The 15,800-nt window shown below is 60.4% G+C and carries 15 protein-coding genes, 1 tRNA gene and 1 pseudogene; 7 read left to right on the top strand and 10 right to left on the bottom strand.

The window, feature by feature from the left end; all coding sequences use genetic code 11:
* Nucleotides 1-191: 191 nt before the first annotated feature.
* Nucleotides 192-397: pseudogene (locus HMPREF2792_RS12645) on the top strand (IS256 family transposase); the annotation flags it as partial.
* Between the two features lie 88 nt (nt 398-485).
* Here HMPREF2792_RS12645 and HMPREF2792_RS07400 read toward each other — a convergent pair.
* Together HMPREF2792_RS07400 and HMPREF2792_RS07395 are read right to left on the bottom strand one after the other, a co-directional pair.
* Nucleotides 486-558 (bottom strand) — tRNA-Lys (locus HMPREF2792_RS07400).
* 90 nt (nt 559-648) lie between these two features.
* Entirely contained in the window at nt 649-2,151 is a 1,503-nt protein-coding gene (locus HMPREF2792_RS07395; protein ID WP_070522973.1) for an acetyl-CoA hydrolase/transferase family protein, read from the bottom strand.
* A gap of 176 nt (nt 2,152-2,327) precedes the next feature.
* Between HMPREF2792_RS07395 and dusB the strand changes: the two genes are divergently transcribed.
* Both dusB and phoU read left to right on the top strand, forming a co-directional pair.
* Nucleotides 2,328-3,473, top strand: a complete 1,146-nt coding sequence (dusB, locus tag HMPREF2792_RS07390) for a tRNA dihydrouridine synthase DusB (protein ID WP_070532398.1) — start codon at nt 2,328-2,330, stop codon at nt 3,471-3,473.
* Nucleotides 3,474-3,538: 65 nt separating this feature from the next.
* Nucleotides 3,539-4,267, top strand: coding sequence for a phosphate signaling complex protein PhoU (phoU, locus tag HMPREF2792_RS07385; RefSeq protein ID WP_070532395.1), 729 nt, complete (start codon nt 3,539-3,541; stop codon nt 4,265-4,267).
* A 98-nt stretch (nt 4,268-4,365) separates the two neighbouring features.
* On the opposite strand, the gene pstB is transcribed toward phoU, so the two are convergent.
* The 5 genes from pstB to mshD all read right to left on the bottom strand — a co-directional run bounded on the left by pstB (nt 4,366) and on the right by mshD (nt 9,519).
* Complete coding sequence (gene pstB / locus HMPREF2792_RS07380) at nt 4,366-5,139, bottom strand: phosphate ABC transporter ATP-binding protein PstB (protein WP_070532392.1); 774 nt, start codon at nt 5,137-5,139, stop codon at nt 4,366-4,368.
* A gap of 39 nt (nt 5,140-5,178) precedes the next feature.
* Nucleotides 5,179-6,096, bottom strand: coding sequence for a phosphate ABC transporter permease PstA (gene pstA / locus HMPREF2792_RS07375; protein WP_070522961.1), 918 nt, complete (start codon nt 6,094-6,096; stop codon nt 5,179-5,181).
* A gap of 13 nt (nt 6,097-6,109) precedes the next feature.
* Entirely contained in the window at nt 6,110-7,159 is a 1,050-nt protein-coding gene (pstC, locus tag HMPREF2792_RS07370; protein ID WP_070522957.1) for a phosphate ABC transporter permease subunit PstC, read from the bottom strand.
* 149 nt (nt 7,160-7,308) lie between these two features.
* Nucleotides 7,309-8,418 carry a phosphate ABC transporter substrate-binding protein PstS gene (gene pstS / locus HMPREF2792_RS07365; RefSeq protein WP_070532391.1) on the bottom strand — a complete coding sequence of 370 codons (1,110 nt, stop codon included), beginning with the start codon at nt 8,416-8,418 and terminating at the stop codon, nt 7,309-7,311.
* A 186-nt stretch (nt 8,419-8,604) separates the two neighbouring features.
* Nucleotides 8,605-9,519, bottom strand: a complete 915-nt coding sequence (gene mshD, locus HMPREF2792_RS07360) for a mycothiol synthase (RefSeq protein WP_070532388.1) — start codon at nt 9,517-9,519, stop codon at nt 8,605-8,607.
* Between the two features lie 33 nt (nt 9,520-9,552).
* On the opposite strand from mshD, the gene HMPREF2792_RS07355 reads away from it, so the two are divergent.
* The gene (locus HMPREF2792_RS07355) at nt 9,553-10,398 is read left to right on the top strand and encodes an LmeA family phospholipid-binding protein (protein ID WP_070532386.1); all 846 of its coding nucleotides are present in this window, start codon (nt 9,553-9,555) and stop codon (nt 10,396-10,398) included.
* Between the two features lie 50 nt (nt 10,399-10,448).
* Here HMPREF2792_RS07355 and HMPREF2792_RS07350 read toward each other — a convergent pair whose 3' ends face one another.
* Nucleotides 10,449-11,489: a diacylglycerol/lipid kinase family protein gene (locus tag HMPREF2792_RS07350; protein ID WP_070532383.1), complete on the bottom strand. Its 1,041-nt coding sequence runs from the start codon at nt 11,487-11,489 to the stop codon at nt 10,449-10,451.
* 63 nt (nt 11,490-11,552) lie between these two features.
* On the opposite strand from HMPREF2792_RS07350, the gene HMPREF2792_RS07345 reads away from it, so the two are divergent.
* The gene (locus tag HMPREF2792_RS07345) at nt 11,553-12,227 is read left to right on the top strand and encodes a heme-binding beta-barrel domain-containing protein (protein WP_070522940.1); all 675 of its coding nucleotides are present in this window, start codon (nt 11,553-11,555) and stop codon (nt 12,225-12,227) included.
* A gap of 17 nt (nt 12,228-12,244) precedes the next feature.
* On the opposite strand, the gene HMPREF2792_RS07340 is transcribed toward HMPREF2792_RS07345, so the two are convergent.
* Nucleotides 12,245-13,132 carry an aminodeoxychorismate lyase gene (locus HMPREF2792_RS07340; protein ID WP_070522936.1) on the bottom strand — a complete coding sequence of 296 codons (888 nt, stop codon included), beginning with the start codon at nt 13,130-13,132 and terminating at the stop codon, nt 12,245-12,247.
* A 30-nt stretch (nt 13,133-13,162) separates the two neighbouring features.
* Here HMPREF2792_RS07340 and HMPREF2792_RS07335 point away from each other — a divergent pair, with 30 nt between their 5' ends.
* Complete coding sequence (locus HMPREF2792_RS07335; RefSeq protein ID WP_070532382.1) at nt 13,163-14,224, top strand: CAF17-like 4Fe-4S cluster assembly/insertion protein YgfZ; 1,062 nt, start codon at nt 13,163-13,165, stop codon at nt 14,222-14,224.
* Between the two features lie 187 nt (nt 14,225-14,411).
* A complete protein-coding gene (locus tag HMPREF2792_RS07330) occupies nt 14,412-14,639 on the top strand; it encodes a DUF3073 domain-containing protein (protein ID WP_070532434.1) in 228 nt (75 codons plus the stop codon).
* A 108-nt stretch (nt 14,640-14,747) separates the two neighbouring features.
* Here HMPREF2792_RS07330 and purM read toward each other — a convergent pair whose 3' ends face one another.
* Nucleotides 14,748-15,800 (bottom strand): phosphoribosylformylglycinamidine cyclo-ligase, encoded by a 1,053-nt coding sequence (gene purM / locus HMPREF2792_RS07325; RefSeq protein ID WP_070522927.1) that lies wholly within the window; start codon nt 15,798-15,800, stop codon nt 14,748-14,750.

Below are 15,800 nucleotides of genomic sequence, written 5' to 3'. Positions count from 1 at the left end.
CCCAGGCTTAAGGGACATTTCGTGTGGATAAATCGATACGGATTCCCGGGGCAGCCTGGGATAATGCAGTGATCTTGATTCTAAATTGGTTCCAACAGCCTGATCGGTGAAATCAACACCGGATAGTCCTAGGTCTGTGGTAGGTAAGCCGCGGCTGGAGCGGTTAGGTCAATTCCTATGGTGACGTCCGCACCGAAGCCCCTGTACATCCACTGGACCTAGCCAGGCATCAAGAGTTTGGACGCAATGGGGAGAAGCGGCATACGCGGCCTAGACGAAAGAAGAGCTCACACGACGCGGCCACCCAGACGGGCGACCTGCCACATTCGACACCCATATCGACAACGAGTGGAACCCCAGCTTAGGCATAAGAAAAGGCTGGGCCGGACGCTCCTAAATCCACACGAAATGTCCCTTAAGCCTGAACCCAGCCCTGCGCTTGGGCCCCAAAACAAAAAAGAGCCGCCCGAAGGCGGCTCTTTTTGTGGGCCCTGTGGGGATCGAACCCACGACCTGCGGATTAAAAGTCCGTAGCTCTACCAACTGAGCTAAAGGCCCAACGCTCACCTATCCTAGCCGGTGGCACCAAAGAAAAGGAAATGGCCCTCACCTTCAGCGGTAAGGGCCACGGCCTTGCGGGTCTAAGACTTAGCCGCGCATGTCACCCTTCTCCATGAAGTTCACCTGGAAGTCGAAGGCCGTCTTCAGGTCGTGCGGGGTGTGCTGGAACTTGTTAGCCTTGGCGCGCTCGAAATACTCCTCCAACATCGGGCGGTAATCCGGGTGAGCCACGGCGATGACCTTCTCCACGCGCTCCTTCGGGGCCAAACCGCGCAGGTCCGCAACGCCATACTCGGTGATGATGACCATGGTGTCGTGCTCGGTGTGGTCGGTGTGAGAAACGAAAGGCACGATAGCGGAGATAGCGCCGCCCTTGGCCACCGACGGGGAGACGAAGGTGGAGATGTAGGCGTTACGGGTGAAGTCACCCGAGCCGCCGGTACCGTTCATGATGCGGGAGCCGGAGACGTTGGTGGAGTTGATGTTGCCGTAGATATCGCCTTCAATCATGCCGTTGGAAGAAATCAGGCCCACGCGGCGAATAACCTCCGGGTGGTTGGATACCTGCTGCGGGCGCAGGATGATGTGCTTGGCGTAGCGATCAGCCTCAGCGTTCATCTTGTCCGCGTACTCCGGGGACAGGGCGAAGGAGGTTGCGGAGGCGACGGTCATCTTGCCGGCGTCGATAAGATCCAACATGCCGTCCTGGATAACCTCGGTATAGGCCTGAATGTTTTCGAACTTGGAGTCCAACAGGCCTGCCATCACGGCGTTCGGGACGTTGCCCACACCGGACTGCATGATGAACTTGTCATACTCTAGGCGGCCGGCAGCAACCTCACCCTCGAGGAACTCGATGAAGTTCGCAGCAATCTTCTCAGAAACCTCATCCGGGGCCTTGAACGGAGCGTTGCGGTCCGGGGCATTGGTCTTGACCACAGCCACGACCTTCTCCTCCGGAATCTCGATGTAGGTGGTACCGACGCGGTCAGCCGGCTTGGTAATCGGGATTGGCTGGCGGTTCGGCAGCTTCTCGATCTTGTAGATATCGTGCATGCCCTCGAGGTTGAGGGACTGCCACTCGTTGATCTCAATGATGATCTTGTCGGCGGCATCGATGTATTCGAGGTTGTTGCCCACAGCGGAGGACGGAACGATATTTCCGTTCTCGTCAATACGAACGGCCTCAATAATGGCTACCTGGAAGTCACCGTAGAAGCCCTCTTCCACCTGCTGGCCAGAGTGCGAGAGGTGGATGTCCTGGTACAGGGCGGAGCCGTCGTTGAAGCGGCCGCGCAAAACCGGGTCAGAGTTATACGGAGAGCGGAAGCGGATGGCGTCTGCCTCAGCCAACACACCATCACAGTCCGGAGCGGTAGAGGCACCGGAGAAAACATCGATCTTGAACTCCTCGCCCGCCTCATGAGCTGCCTTCGCCTTCTCCGCGATGGCGGTCGGCAGCGCCTTAGGGTAGCCAGCGCCGGTAAAGCCGGAGATTCCCACACGGTCACCGTGGTTGACGAACTTTGCGGCCTCGTCAGCGCTCATCACGAGCTTCTCAAACGGTGCGTATGCAATTCTCTCAGACATTAGTCCTCCTTTTATGTGCAGAAACGACCTACGTTACGGTCCTTTCCTGTTAGTTACATGCACCACACTAGCGAATCGGTGGAGGATTTACCGCACTCTGCCCCAAACTGTGTGCACCCCTCACTTTCCTCGTGAGAATTTGCCACCCCAGGCTCTTTCCGCGCACAATTGGCGGCGTGACTCTTGCTATCGGAAAAATCCAGCTCAACTCCCCCGTTGTCCTCGCCCCCATGGCGGGCGTGACCAACGTGGCCTTTCGCGTGCTGTGTCGCGAGCAAGAGATAGCGAAGACCGGCACCGTCTCCGGCCTTTATGTCTGCGAAATGGTTACCGCCCGCGCCTTGGTAGAGCGAAATCCCAAGACGCTGCACATGACCACTTTCGATCCACAGGAGAATCCGCGCTCGTTGCAGCTGTACACCGTCGATCCGGAGTACACCTACAAGGCTGCGAAGATGATCGTGGATGAGAATCTGGCTGACCACATCGATATGAACTTTGGCTGCCCGGTTCCCAAGGTCACGCGCCGCGGCGGAGGCTCCGCACTCCCCTATAAGCGCCGCCTCTTTGGCAACATCGTCGCCGCAGCGGTCAAGGCCACAGAGGGCACCGATATCCCGGTCACCGTGAAAATGCGCGTGGGCATCGACGATGAGCACCACACGCACCTCGACGCCGGCCGCATTGCGGTGGAAGAAGGGGCGTCGGCAGTCGCGCTCCACGGACGTACCGCCGCGCAACGCTACTCGGGCCATGCGGACTGGAATGAAATTGCGCGCCTTAAGGAGCACTTGGCCCATACCGGTGTTCCTGTCTTGGGAAACGGCGATATTTTCAAAGCCACGGATGCCCACGCCATGATGGAACAAACGGGCTGCGACGGCGTCGTCGTGGGGCGAGGTTGTCTGGGCCGTCCTTGGCTCTTTGCGGAGCTCTCCGCCCACCTCCGCGGCGAGCCGGTGCCGGCCGAGCCCACGTTGGGTGAGGTCACGCAGATCATGATTCGCCACGCAGAACTGCTGGCGCAGCACGAGGGCGAGGACCAGGCCAGCCGCGATATCCGCAAGCACATCGGCTGGTACCTGCGCGGTTTTCCCGTGGGAGGTCAGGTCCGTGCTGGCCTGTCCCGCGTGAACTCCCTCGACGATCTCCGGGAGCTGCTCGAGCCGTGGGCGGATTCGCCTGCGCTTGCCGACGATGCCGATGGCGCCCGCGGCCGCCAGGGTTCGCCCGCCAAGGTAGTCCTTCCCGAGGGCTGGCTCGACGATCCGGAGGACGCAACCGTTCCGGAAGGCGCGGAGATTATGCATTCCGGCGGCTAGCCACGAAAACCCCTTTTGTGTCGCTCGACAGGCACTAGACCAATTGTTCAGCTAAAGTACGTGACATGCGCGCTGCCTACCGTGAACAGTTGGACAACTTTGCCCATGACCTCATCATCATGAGCACTGCGGTTCATAAGCTGATGACTCTTGCCTCTCAGGCATTAATCGAATCCTCCCTGCAACCAGCCGAAGAGGCCTTGTCGTTGCGCGATGAGTTGGATGAAGTCCGCTCGCGCTGCGAAGACCGTGCGGTGTCCCTTCTGGCCTTGGAGAACCCGATGGCCAAGGATCTGCGCCAGGTCATCGCTTCCATCTATATTGTGGAAGATTTTTACCGCATGGGCCGCTTGTCTCAGCACATTGCCACCAGCGCCCGCCGCCGCCACCCTGAATCAGTTGTTCCGCCAGACATTATGGGCTATTTCGAGGAATACGCCCGCCTCGTTCTCGACATGTCCTTAGGCCTCAAAGACATCCTCATCACCCGCGATCCGGAGCTGGCGCTCCGTTTGACCGAGGACGACGACGCCGTCGATGACATCAACCAACACCTGCTTCGTATGTTGACGCAGCGCGAGTGGAAAGGAACGGTGCGCCAGGCCGTGGAAACCTCGCAGCTTTCGCGCTACTACGAGCGTTTCGCCGATCATTGCGCAGCAGCTGCCGGCCGCATCATTTACCTGGCAACGGGCTTGGACCCCGACCGCTACATGCGCAAGCGTGATCAGGAGCTACGAGAGGCAGAGCTGGAGGCCCGCATGGCGGAGCTGGAGCGCCAGTTTCACCGCTAGCCCCTACCGCTCGCCACACCTAGCGCACAGTGCATGCACAAAGCCGGCACCTCTTCTAGACCTTTAGAAGAGGTGCCGGCTTTCGGCGCTGTCAGTGTTTAGCCGAAGCGGCCAGAGATGTAATCCTCAGTATCCTTCTTGGCGGGGTTTTCGAAGATCTTCGTGGTGTCATCGAACTCCACCAGGTGGCCAGGACGGCCGGTGGCTTCCAGGGAGAAGAAGCCGGTCTTGTCCGACACGCGGGCTGCCTGCTGCATGTTGTGGGTAACGATAACGATGGTGAAGTTTTCCTTCAGCTCATGGATCAGGTCCTCCACGGCCAAGGTGGAAATCGGGTCGAGCGCCGAGCAGGGCTCGTCCATGAGCAGGACTTCCGGCTCCACGGCAATCGCGCGAGCAATGCACAGACGCTGCTGCTGTCCGCCGGACAGGCCGCCGCCCGGCTTGTCCAGGCGGTCCTTAACCTCATCCCAAAGGTTGGCGCCGCGCAAGGACTTCTCGGCGACTTCCTTCAGCTTCTTCTTGTTCTTCTCGCCGGACAGCTTCAGGCCGGCAACAACGTTATCCTCAATGGACATCGTCGGGAACGGGTTGGCCTTCTGGAAGACCATGCCGATGGTATTGCGAACGGACACCGGATCGACCTTCGGCCCGTAGATGTTCTGGCCGTCCAGGAGAATCTCACCCTTGACATAAGCACCAGGGATGACCTCGTGCATGCGGTTGAGGGTGCGCAGGACTGTGGACTTACCACAGCCGGAAGGGCCGATGAAGGCAGTCACGGCCTTCGCCGGGATCTGCATGTTGACGTTCTGTACGGCGTGGAAGTCACCGTAGTAGATGTTCACGTCGTTGAGCTCAAGCTTGGACATGAGTAGTGCTCCTTTGGGGTAGGTAGAAAGTGAGTACGGTTACTTCTTGACGGAGAACTTCGCCGAAACGATGCGCGCGCCAATGTTGAGAATCGCGATGAGGAGAACCAACGTCAGGGCGGCACCCCACAGCTTGTCTAGGACGGCCGGATCAGCGCCGGACTTGTACATATCCAGCATCATCAACGGCAACGAGGACTGCGCACCCTTGAGTGCGTCCCAGTTGATGGAGGAGGTGGAGCCCACCAACACCAGCACCGGCGCGGACTCACCCATGATGCGGGCCACGGCCAGCATGATGCCGGTGACGATGCCGGACAGCGCGGTCGGCAGAACGATGCGCGCGATGGTTTTCCACTTCGGCACACCGAGAGCATAGGAAGCCTCACGCAGATCCATCGGGACCACGCGGAGCATCTCTTCGGTATTGCGGACCACAATCGGAATCATCAGGAGCACAAGCGATAACGCCACCGCCATACCGGAACGCTTGAAGCCGAACAGAGTAATCCACATGGCGAAGATGAACAGGGCCGCAACAATGGAAGGCACACCGGAGAGGATGTCCACCATGAAAGTAGTAAGGCGGCTCAGCGTTCCACCGCGAGAGTACTCCACCAGGTAAATCGCGGTGAAGATGCCGATCGGAACGGAAATGACGGTCGCGATGACGGTCTGCACAAAGGTACCGATAATAGCGTGGAGCGCACCGCCGCCAGCCTCGGTATCAAGGATTCCGCGCTGGGAGTGGGTCCACCATTCGGGACTCAGGATAGCGCCCGAACCGCGAGAAATGAGCTCAAAGAGAACCCACAACAGCGGGATCATGGCGATAATCATCGTTGCCCACACGAGAACGGTGGCAACAGTATTGGTGGTCTTTCGGCTCGAGGAGATATCCAGGAAGGTCGGGCCGGAAGATGCCGGGACAGAGTTGGAAGTTGTAGTCGTAGTCATCTCTGAGCCCTCCTTACTTGCTCTTCACGATGGAACGGGCAATAGCGTTGACCAAGAAGGTCAGAAGGAACAGCATGAGACCTGCGGCGATATACGCACCGGCACGCATCTCATTACCGAACTCAGCAGCCGCCAGGGCGATGGCCGTTGCGAAGGTGGTACCGCCGTCGAACAGCGAGAAGCGGAAGTCCACCAGCGGGGAGACAACCATGTACAGCGCCATGGTCTCACCCAGCGCGCGGCCCAGACCCAGCATGGAGCCGGCGATGTAGCCGGACATACCGAAGGGGAGAACCGTCATGCGGATGACTTCCCACCGGGTGGCGCCGAGGGCCAAGGCGGACTCGATCTGACCGGGAGGGGTCTGCACAAAGACCTCGCGGGCGGTGGCAGCGATGATCGGCAGGATCATCACCGCCAGAACAATGCCACCGGTGAGGACGTTGCGGCCCGTCGCAAAGTTCGGGGAGTTGTCGTAGACCTTGAAGAGGAAGAAGCCACCAGCCCAAGAGTGCAGCCAGGTGTAGAAGCCGGACAGTGCAGGGCCGAGCACCTGCCAGCCCCACAGGCCGTACACGATGGACGGCACGGCGGCGAGCATGTCTACCAAGAATCCCAACGGCTTGACCAGCTTGGCCGGCGCGTAGTTGGACAGGAAGATGGCAATACCGAGCGCGACCGGCATCGCAATGATGAGAGCCACGATGGAAATCAAGACGGTGTGGCCGAACATGGTCGGGATACCGAACTTCATAGCATCGGTGTCGTTGGTCTCCCAACGGTCACCGTAGGTGAAGAAGCCCAGAATGCCACCCTCATTGACGGACAGAGAAGGAACCGCACGCCAGATCAGGAAGGCCGCGATGGCAGCGATCATCACCGTGATCAGCGTTGCGGACGCAGTGGACAGGAATTCAAAAATGCGATCACCAGGGCGCTTCACACCGGACTTGACGGCGGGCGTAGAGGTGGCGTCCGCCTCGGACGCATGCGCGCTAGGGCGAGTCGCTGAAACGGCATCCTCCTTCACGGACGACGCTGTGGTGAGATTGTTGTCTGCCATGAGACTAGGGAATCCTTTTCAACGGAAACAATGAAAATACGGGACATGCTGCCGCCCCCAAAGCGCTCGTGAAGGGCGGGTTGGGGGCGGAAGTGTGTATTCAAACGGAAACTACGGGGCTTAAAAGCTGCCCGCGTAGTAACGCGCTCTTACTGGATAGCCTCGACGGCTGCCTTCAGGCGCTCCAGGTGGTCACCGGAAACCGGGATGAAGCCTGCCTTCTCCAGTTCCTCGGACTGATTGTCCAGGACGGTGTTGAAGAAGGCCTTCACCAGAGCGGAGGTCTCCTCGTCGTAGCCAGCGGAGCAGACGATGTTGTAGGTGGTCAGGATGAGCGGGTAAGCGCCCTCATCCTTAGAAGCAAAGAGCTTGTCGGAGTCAACGACCATGTCGTGCTCGGAGTTGGTCTCCTTGAAAGCGAGGTGGTCGAGAGCCACACCGACGGACTCAGAGCTGAGCTCAACCGGGCCGTTGCCGAAGTCAATCTTGGCAATCTTGACGCCATCGGCTTCCTTCTGGTGAGCGTAGCCAGCCTCAACGTAGGTGATAGCACCCTCGATGGAGGCAACCTGGTCAGCCACACCGGAGGAACCGTTAGCACCCTCACCAACAGAATCCGGGAACTGCTTGCCTTCGCTGTCCCAGTTGCCGGTAGCGGACTTCAGGAACTTCTGGAAGTTATCGGAGGTACCGGACTCGTCAGAGCGGAAGATAACGGTGATGTTCTTGTCCGGAAGGTCGGTGCCCTCGTTCTCAGCCTTGATGGCGTCATCGTTCCACTTGGTGATCTCGCCCTTGAAGATCTTGGCGAGGGTTTCGGTGGAGAGGTTGACCTCGGTGTCACCCAGGTTGTAGGCGATGGCGACGGGGCCAATGGTCGTCGGCAGGTGCCATGCGTCGTTGCCACCGCAACGCTCCTTGGCGGCCTCAACCTCGCCCTTATCTTCCTTCAGAGCGGAGTCAGAACCGGCGAAGTCAACGGTGCCGCCGTTGAAAGCCTTCACACCAGCGCCGGAGCCGGAAGAAGTGTAGGAGAAGTTAGCATCCGGGTATGCCTCCAGGAATGCCTTCTCAAAGACGGACATAGCGGACTTCTGGGAGGATGCGCCCTCACCAGAGAGGTCGCCGGAAACCTCTGCGCCATCGGAGCCGCCTTCAGCGGAGCCAGATTCGTTGGACTCAGAGCAGGCAACGAGAACGGTGGAGGTGGCGGCGACGATGCCGAAGATAGTGGCGGTGCGCTTGAAGTTGCGGATCACGGGAAACCTTTCCGGTGCGGATACAAGAGAATGATTGTCCGAGCAAATCGCCCTCTGCTCTTCTTTGAGCAATCTTCTTGAGACGAGCGCGATTAACTCACGGGTTGTAAAGCTATACAGGGCGGGTTAACCCCACAGGGATCAAGAGATGAACAATCGGTGAACTTGTACCAAAAGCCGGTGAGGCTAGCCACTTTTCGCCCAGACGCAGTGTTCCTCAGCGATGCCAAAGCCCAAACGCTCGTAGGCCTTTACCGCCGGAGCGTTATCAGCCTCGACATACAAGATGACCTTGTCCGCACCTTTAGCCGCCATGCGCTGCAGCCCAGCGCTCAGCAGCGGTCCACCGAGCCCGCGCCCGCGATAGTCCTCACCCAATCCCACAACATAGACCTCACCGAAGGCTGGGGTAGCCTCGTCGTGCCACTTCAGCCAGTGGAAGCCAGCCATTACCGGGTGGCTGTGGGAGTCATTCGGAGAATCCCACAGAAAAAGCACGTCGGCCGGATCGAACCACTCTGCCTCCATCCCGCGGTGCAGGCGCTCCAGATCCCAGCCTCCTTGTTCCGGGTGCCACGAGAAGGCTTCATTGTTCGTGCGTACCCATTCCGCCTCGACGTGCCCGCGCCCGAAGCGCTCCACTGACTCGGTGTAGGTCTGAATCTCTAGGCCATCAACCGTTGCCGGCGCTTCCTCGGCCGCGCGCAAGTCCTGCCCCTCAATCGCCATGACAAGCAGGCGCCTGACGACGTCCATCTCGTTGCGCTTCGCCAGCGCTTGCGCAGCGAGAAGATTGCCATAGGCCCAGATTTGGGGGGAGGTTGGGAGGGCGTCGACAAGCGCCTGCCCTACCCCTCGCCCACGGTGTTCCACGTCAACAAAGAGCTCTACAGTCTGCCCATCGAGGGCAGCCACGCCAGCTACCGCACCATCTTCAATTGCGAGAAGATGATGGTGCCCAAGGCGTTCATCCCTGAGCCCTAAAAGAAACTGCTCGGAGAGGGGCGCAACGCCGTCGTGAGCTTCAGCAGCAGTGGCCAGCTCCTCCACGCGCTGGGCCACATCTGGGTTCTGTGGCAGAGTCTTGGTCTCAATATTCATGCTTCCCACCCTACGTGCGGTAGTAATAGAGGGGTGACTGTCATCTACCTCAACCGCACTGCCGTACGCCTTGCCGCCGTTGCGGGTGTGGCCCTGACAGCATGGCTGGCGGATTCAGCGGTGGCGATGCACGCAGAACATACCGTGGCCCAGAAAGCGAAAGCCAGCTCCCAGTTGGAAAACACCCCGAATGTCTACATCGGCGGCGTCCCCTTCTCCCTTGCCGCGCTAACCAAAGAGATTCCATACCTGGAGGTCAACTCCTCCGACGTGGAAGTTCCGAAACTCGGCATGGTCAATGCCTCCACAACACTGCGCGACATCACAATTAGCCCCGAGCAACTCTTCAGCGGCGAACTGGAAGGCTCACCGGTATCCACCTATACGCGCAGCATCAGCCTCGACGGAGTGGCCTTGGGCCGCATGCTGGGTATTACTGACCTCTCCATTGCCAACCCCGATAATATGTCCCCCACCGGCGGGCCCTCCGCCGAAGCTGAGCTCACCGGCACGCTGCCGGGGGATACCACCAAGTCCACCGCGACGGTGACGCTGCGCCTCGTCGGCCCAGAATTTCGCATGAGTGTCTACGGGACTGATGACGAACGCTTGAAAAAGGCCTTCGGCCTGGTCTTGGACACGCGCCAACTCCCGTTGCCTTCTCAAGCCACCTCCGTGAAACTACACGGCGGCTCCATCACCTTCGAGGTACAGCGACGCAACATTACGCTGAAAACAGCACAGCTCTCCCCGCTGGAGATCGACGGTTCGGAGGAAAAGGCCGTCGAGGATGCCGCGCAAAAAGCGCAAGACACCGCAAACGAAGTAGGCAGCGCGCCGACGACGCCGCCGAGTTGGCGTCAAAATAGGCAAAACTAAGCCGACGGTGCACCAGCGGTACCCGCACCGCAGGCTTTTGCTACCGCCGGCTACTTAATACGGATGAGATCTCGCAGGACTCGGCGGAAGCTGCGGTGAATGGGCGGTGCCGGGTCGATGGGAGCAAAGACTTCCAGCGCGTCTGCTTCCGACTCCAAGTGCACCTCCGTAAAGGTGCCTTCCGACTCCCCGTCCGCTTGGAAGCGGTGCGGCTTAGGGCAGACCAAGTCCACCTCAACGGCATCCTCAAAATGCAGCGTGCGGGCATCCGTGACCTTATTCAACCAGTGACGGTGATCCACGCCGAACAGGTGGAGAACGCCCACGAGACCATCAATCCCGCCAAGATCCGACACGCCAAAAAGGCCAAGCCCCTGATCGAAGGAATTGCGCGGATTGGTCACCACCGGCAGCGGTCCCAGGAAGGTCCACGGGTTGGTGTTGGAGGTGAACATGACGGGAACGTCATCGGCCGCGAAGGTTTCGCCCGAGCTCGAGCGCGCACGCACATTAATGCGCGGTGGGCGGATGCGGGCGCGCTGATAGGCCTGAAAGGCCACCGCCAGGTAGCGCAGCGGGGTGGCTGAAAAGCCCATCTCCCGTGCACGGTCCACGCGAGCCAGCACGTCTGCATCCAGCCCGAAACCAGCATTGACCGCAAACCACCGGTCATTCCACATACCCAACGACACGGTGCGGCGGGTATTTCGCTCCAGCATCCGGGCCAGCACGTGCGCCGCCTCGACAGGGGTATTGGGGAAACCAAGGGCGCGGACGAAGACGTTTGCTGAACCAGTAGGGATCACCGCTAGCGCCGGGATCTCCTGGGGGCTAGGACGCTGTGCGGAATTCGCCGGGCCGAGCAACCCGTTGACGATCTCATTGACCGTGCCATCGCCGCCGAAGACCAGGATGACGTCAAAGTCCTCCCGCGTCATACCGCGCACCATGTCTTCCGCGTGGCCCGGGTAGTGCGTGAAGCGAGCGAGCAGCTGCAACCCATCCACCTCCCGAATGACGGGCAAAACCTCTCGGAAGAGAGCCGCATTCTGGCTCGTAGAATTAGGGTTTGAAATCAGCAAAGCGCGCATGGCTCCCTAGACTACTGGAGCCTAGTGGTTTCCGCGGCGCTGCCACGACTACGCTGGGGCAGCATGAGCGAACAGACAAATAGCGAGAAAAACACGGAAAACACCCACCCGGAGAACACCAAGGTAGACGGCAACGCGGCCGTCAACCAGGCAGCGGAGGCATGGAAGGATGCAGCCTCCCGCAACATTCCCACCGTTGATGTAGCAGATAATCCCCTGCCGGATGAGACGGCGAACTTGCGTCAGGGCCCGTCGCTGCACGATGGTCTGCTCGGGCTTCTCCCCCTCGTCGGTGTATGGCAAGGGGAAGGCCAAGCCCACAGCACCGACGGTGAACAGTACGCCTTTGGCCAGCAGCTCATCATCGCCCACGACGGTGAGAACTACCTGACCTATACGTCCCGCACCTGGAAGATTGATTCCGAGGGCAACCCGGTTGGCCCCGATGTCCGCGAGTCCGGGTTCTGGCGCATCTCACTCAAGGACGAGATTGAGATGACCTATACCTCGTCCAACGGCATCAACGAGATCTTCTATGGTTCGCTGTTTAACGAGCGCGCCTGGCAGCTCGAGTCTGCGTCCACGATGGTCACCGAAACCGGCCCCGCCAACCTCGGCCCCGGCAAGCGCATGTATGGCCTCATGCCGAACAACAACCTCGGCTGGGTGGATGAGCGGCTTGTCGACGGCGAAATGCGCCCTTACATGTCCGCCGAGCTCACCCGTGTGGCTGGCTAATTAGCAGTGCGGCGAAGTTAGCGTGCCAGGGCGGCGTCGATCAGCGCGCGTATCTTCTCCGCGTTCGCCGGCGCCTTGAGCTTCTTTTCATTCAGGCGCGTCACACGCACCGCAGTGCGCACCGAGGAGACGAGCCACACTGAGTCAGCCTCCTCGAGGTAGCGCAGATTCAGCTCCTTCGCCTTGCAGCGATATCCCTGTTCAGAGGCATACTCAAAGAGCGCAGCTTGCGTGGTGCCAGGCAGTATTCCCTTGCCCGCCGGGGTGCGCAGCTTTGTACCCTTGACCGCCACCACGGTGGAGGTGGCCCCTTCCAAGACCAGCCCCGTATCGGGATCGGTAAAGATCACATCATCAAATCCACGCTCGCGGGCCAGGCGCAGCGTGGCCATCGTGGCCGCATAATTCAGCGTCTTCGCCGGCAGCTCTTCCGCCACCTGCCACAGACGCGGCGTGCTCATCACCTTGACGCCGGTATCACGCTGCGCCACAACGTCATCCGGAATCTCCTGAACCACCACCCATGCCGTGGGCACCCCAGTCGAGGCCCGCCCGCGGGTATAGGTCCACGTGCACTTGGCCTCTCGCGCTAAACCGTCCTCGCCTTCCCCGGCGGCGGGACCACAATAGTCCGCGATGGCCAGCTCGGTGGCTTCTTTCCACTTGTGGATGGGTGGCTCCGGAAGATCGAGAGCACGCGCGGAATGCCGGAAGCGCTCCGCGTGGCGATGAAAATTGGCCGCCTTGCCGTCACGCACGAGGAGGGACTCGAAGATACCGTCACCGCGTGTGACCGCAGCATCGTCCCAATAGACCAACGGTAGGTTCGGCATATGACGCCGCACCGACCCTCCAAACGGTTCCACGACGTAGATGACCGGCTCTTTCCTACGCTGAAGGCTCATAGACCCGATTATGCCCTACCATCGGAGGGCGTGAGTTATACTTCGCCACTTCTTTCCCGGCCCGGGGCCGCTGAGTTCCAGGGCACCACGCTTGTCGACGTCTCCGGTATCCCCTGGCACTACGGCGACCCCCTCGTGGAGCAGCGCGCGGTGGAGACAGGTTCCGCCATCATCGACCGTTCCCAACGCCGGGTCATTGCCGTTTCCGGGCCCGATGCCCGGGCTTTCCTGCACAACCTCCTGAGCCAGAAGCTCGATGACGCGGACGCCGGATTCTCTGCCGGCGCCCTTGATCTAGACATACAGGGCCACGTCCTACACCACATCGACCTGTCCTTCGACGGGGAAACCTTCTACCTCGATGTGCCACCGGCCCAGTTCGAATCTTTGCGGGACTTCCTCACCGCCATGATTTTCTGGTCCCAGGTCACCGTGAAGGAAGCGGACGCGGCGATCATCACCGTGCTGGGCAAGCCGCTACAGAAGCCTTCCAGCGCCGTGATGGAGCGCTGCGTGCACTGGCCGGGCTGCCCGCGCCAGGATTTCCTCGTACCGCGGGGTGAGCTGGAGACAGCAGTCACAGAGTTGGAAAAGCAAGGCGGAAGTTTAGCGGGGCTCATGGCCTACACCGCCGAACGAGTGCGCGCACGCGAACCAGAATTGGCCGCTGACCTCGATGCGAAAACCATCGCCCACGAGGTTCCCCAGTGGATCCGACGCAGCAATGATAACCCCGCGTTCGTGCATTTGGAGAAGGGCTGCTATCGCGGGCAGGAGACGGTCGCGCGCGTAGAAAACCTCGGGCGCTCTCCGCGCTTGTTGGTCATGCTGTACCTTGATGGCTCCGCTCCGGAGCTCCCCGTAAGCGGAGCGGATATTACGCTTGGGGGACGGCGCGTCGGCAAGCTCGGCACCGTGGTCGAGGATTGCGATTACGGCCCCATCGCGCTTGGTCTAGTGAAACGCAGCGCCCTCAACCACGGGGATCTGAGCATTGGTCCAGTGGCGGCATCGGTCGAGCCGGACTCCATCCCCGCCGACGAGGGCCCCAAGGCCGGACGCGCCGCTGTGGACCGGCTGCGCGGAAAATAGTGGCGAAATGCACACTGCCCGTTGGCCGCGGGCTAGCGCACTTTTCCACGCACCACTGGGGGGTAGTTCGGAATTTTTTCTTCACACAGGCTATGGTGTCTTACAGGAACATACACATATCTGACTAAGACGATGGGGCGGCCAAGAATCCCTGGACCGCCCTACACACCTCAAGGGGGTCATGCACATGGGACGCGGACGCGCAAAGGCAAAGCAGACCAAAGTTGCACGCCAGCTGAAGTACAATTCGCCCGAGATGGATCTGGATTCGCTCCAGCGTGAGCTCGCCTCACAGAACTCCAAGCGTTCCCACGATGAGGACGAAGACCAATACTCGGAGTACGCGGATTACGAGGACTACGCAGATCGCTGGGACTCGGATGAGTGGGATGAGGATGATTCCGACGCGCGCTAGGCGCGCGAGTCACTGTCCCACCCTGTACATCACTTAAGCGAAAGGCCGGAGCCGTCTCCCCCTCTTCTTAAAGGGAAGCGCCTCCGGCCTTGTTCCTTTTCTCAGGACTTAGAACCCTGGGTGCTCGCCGGTCATGACAACGCGCGGCTCGCCCTCTTCGGCAGCACGAACGGTGCCCAGTTCCCACGCCTCCACGTGGCGGGCGGTCATCATAGCCAATGCTCGCTCGCGATCCTCCGGCGCAACGACGGCGATCATGCCAACGCCCATGTTGAAGGTCTTCTCCATCTCCTCGAGGGCAACCTTGCCCACCGAAGAAATGGTCTTGAAGATCTGGCCCGGAGTCCACGTCGAACGGCTCACCTCAGCGCTCAGGCCCTCCGGGATGACGCGCTCCAGGTTGCCGGCAAGGCCGCCTCCGGTGACGTGGCAGAAGGTAGACACCGCGCACTCCGATGTCAGCGCCAGACAGTCCTTGGCGTAGATGCGGGTAGGCTCCAGAAGTTCCTCGCCGAGGGTGCGGCCTAGGTCTTCCATGTAGCCGTCGAGCGGCAGACCCGCTTGCTCCAGGAGCACGTAGCGCGCCAAGGAGTAACCGTTGGAGTGCAGGCCGGAGGACTTCATGGCGATGAGAACGTCGCCTTCGCGCACCTTATCCGGGCCGAGCAGCTCATCAGCCTCTACAACGCCAACCGCAGTAGCGGAGACATCGTATTCATCCTTACCCATCACCCCTGGGTGCTCGGCGGTCTCGCCGCCGAGGAGCGCTGCACCAGCCTGGACGCAGCCCTCAGCAATGCCCTTAACAATCTCCGCTACCTTTTCCGGCACTACCTCGCCCACGGCGATGTAGTCCTGCAGGAAGAGCGGCTCAGCGCCGCACACGACAAGATCGTCCACGCACATGGCGACGAGGTCGATGCCGATGGTGTCGTGTTTGTCCATGGCCTGGGCCACGGCCAGCTTGGTGCCTACGCCATCAGAGCCAGCCGCAAGGACCGGCTCCTTGTACTCCCCCAGCTTGAATAAGCCGGCGAATCCGCCGAGCCCGCCCATAACCTCGGGGCGGGTGGCGCGCTTGGCGTGGGGGGTGATTAGCTCTACTGCGCGGTCGCCTTCCTCAATGTTGACGCCGGCGGCAGCATACGTGTTCTCGCTCAT

Source organism: Corynebacterium sp. HMSC068H04, assembly GCF_001811255.1.
GTDB classification, from domain to species: Bacteria; Actinomycetota; Actinomycetes; order Mycobacteriales; family Mycobacteriaceae; genus Corynebacterium; species Corynebacterium hesseae.
The sequence above is the reverse complement of the archived record's forward strand: the minus strand, read 5'-3'. Positions and strand labels throughout refer to the sequence as shown.

Coding starts and splice junctions, on each gene's coding strand:
- HMPREF2792_RS07330 (WP_070532434.1), top strand. CDS start 14,412: ATGGGACGCGGACGCGCAAAGGCAAAGCAGACCAAAGTTGCACGCCAG.
- pstC (WP_070522957.1), bottom strand. CDS start 7,159: ATGGCAGACAACAATCTCACCACAGCGTCGTCCGTGAAGGAGGATGCC.
- HMPREF2792_RS07345 (WP_070522940.1), top strand. CDS start 11,553: ATGAGCGAACAGACAAATAGCGAGAAAAACACGGAAAACACCCACCCG.
- pstA (WP_070522961.1), bottom strand. CDS start 6,096: ATGACTACGACTACAACTTCCAACTCTGTCCCGGCATCTTCCGGCCCG.
- HMPREF2792_RS07395 (WP_070522973.1), bottom strand. CDS start 2,151: ATGTCTGAGAGAATTGCATACGCACCGTTTGAGAAGCTCGTGATGAGC.
- HMPREF2792_RS07350 (WP_070532383.1), bottom strand. CDS start 11,489: ATGCGCGCTTTGCTGATTTCAAACCCTAATTCTACGAGCCAGAATGCG.
- mshD (WP_070532388.1), bottom strand. CDS start 9,519: ATGAATATTGAGACCAAGACTCTGCCACAGAACCCAGATGTGGCCCAG.
- pstB (WP_070532392.1), bottom strand. CDS start 5,139: ATGTCCAAGCTTGAGCTCAACGACGTGAACATCTACTACGGTGACTTC.
- purM (WP_070522927.1), bottom strand. CDS start 15,800: ATGAGCGAGAACACGTATGCTGCCGCCGGCGTCAACATTGAGGAAGGC.
- HMPREF2792_RS07340 (WP_070522936.1), bottom strand. CDS start 13,132: ATGAGCCTTCAGCGTAGGAAAGAGCCGGTCATCTACGTCGTGGAACCG.
- phoU (WP_070532395.1), top strand. CDS start 3,539: ATGCGCGCTGCCTACCGTGAACAGTTGGACAACTTTGCCCATGACCTC.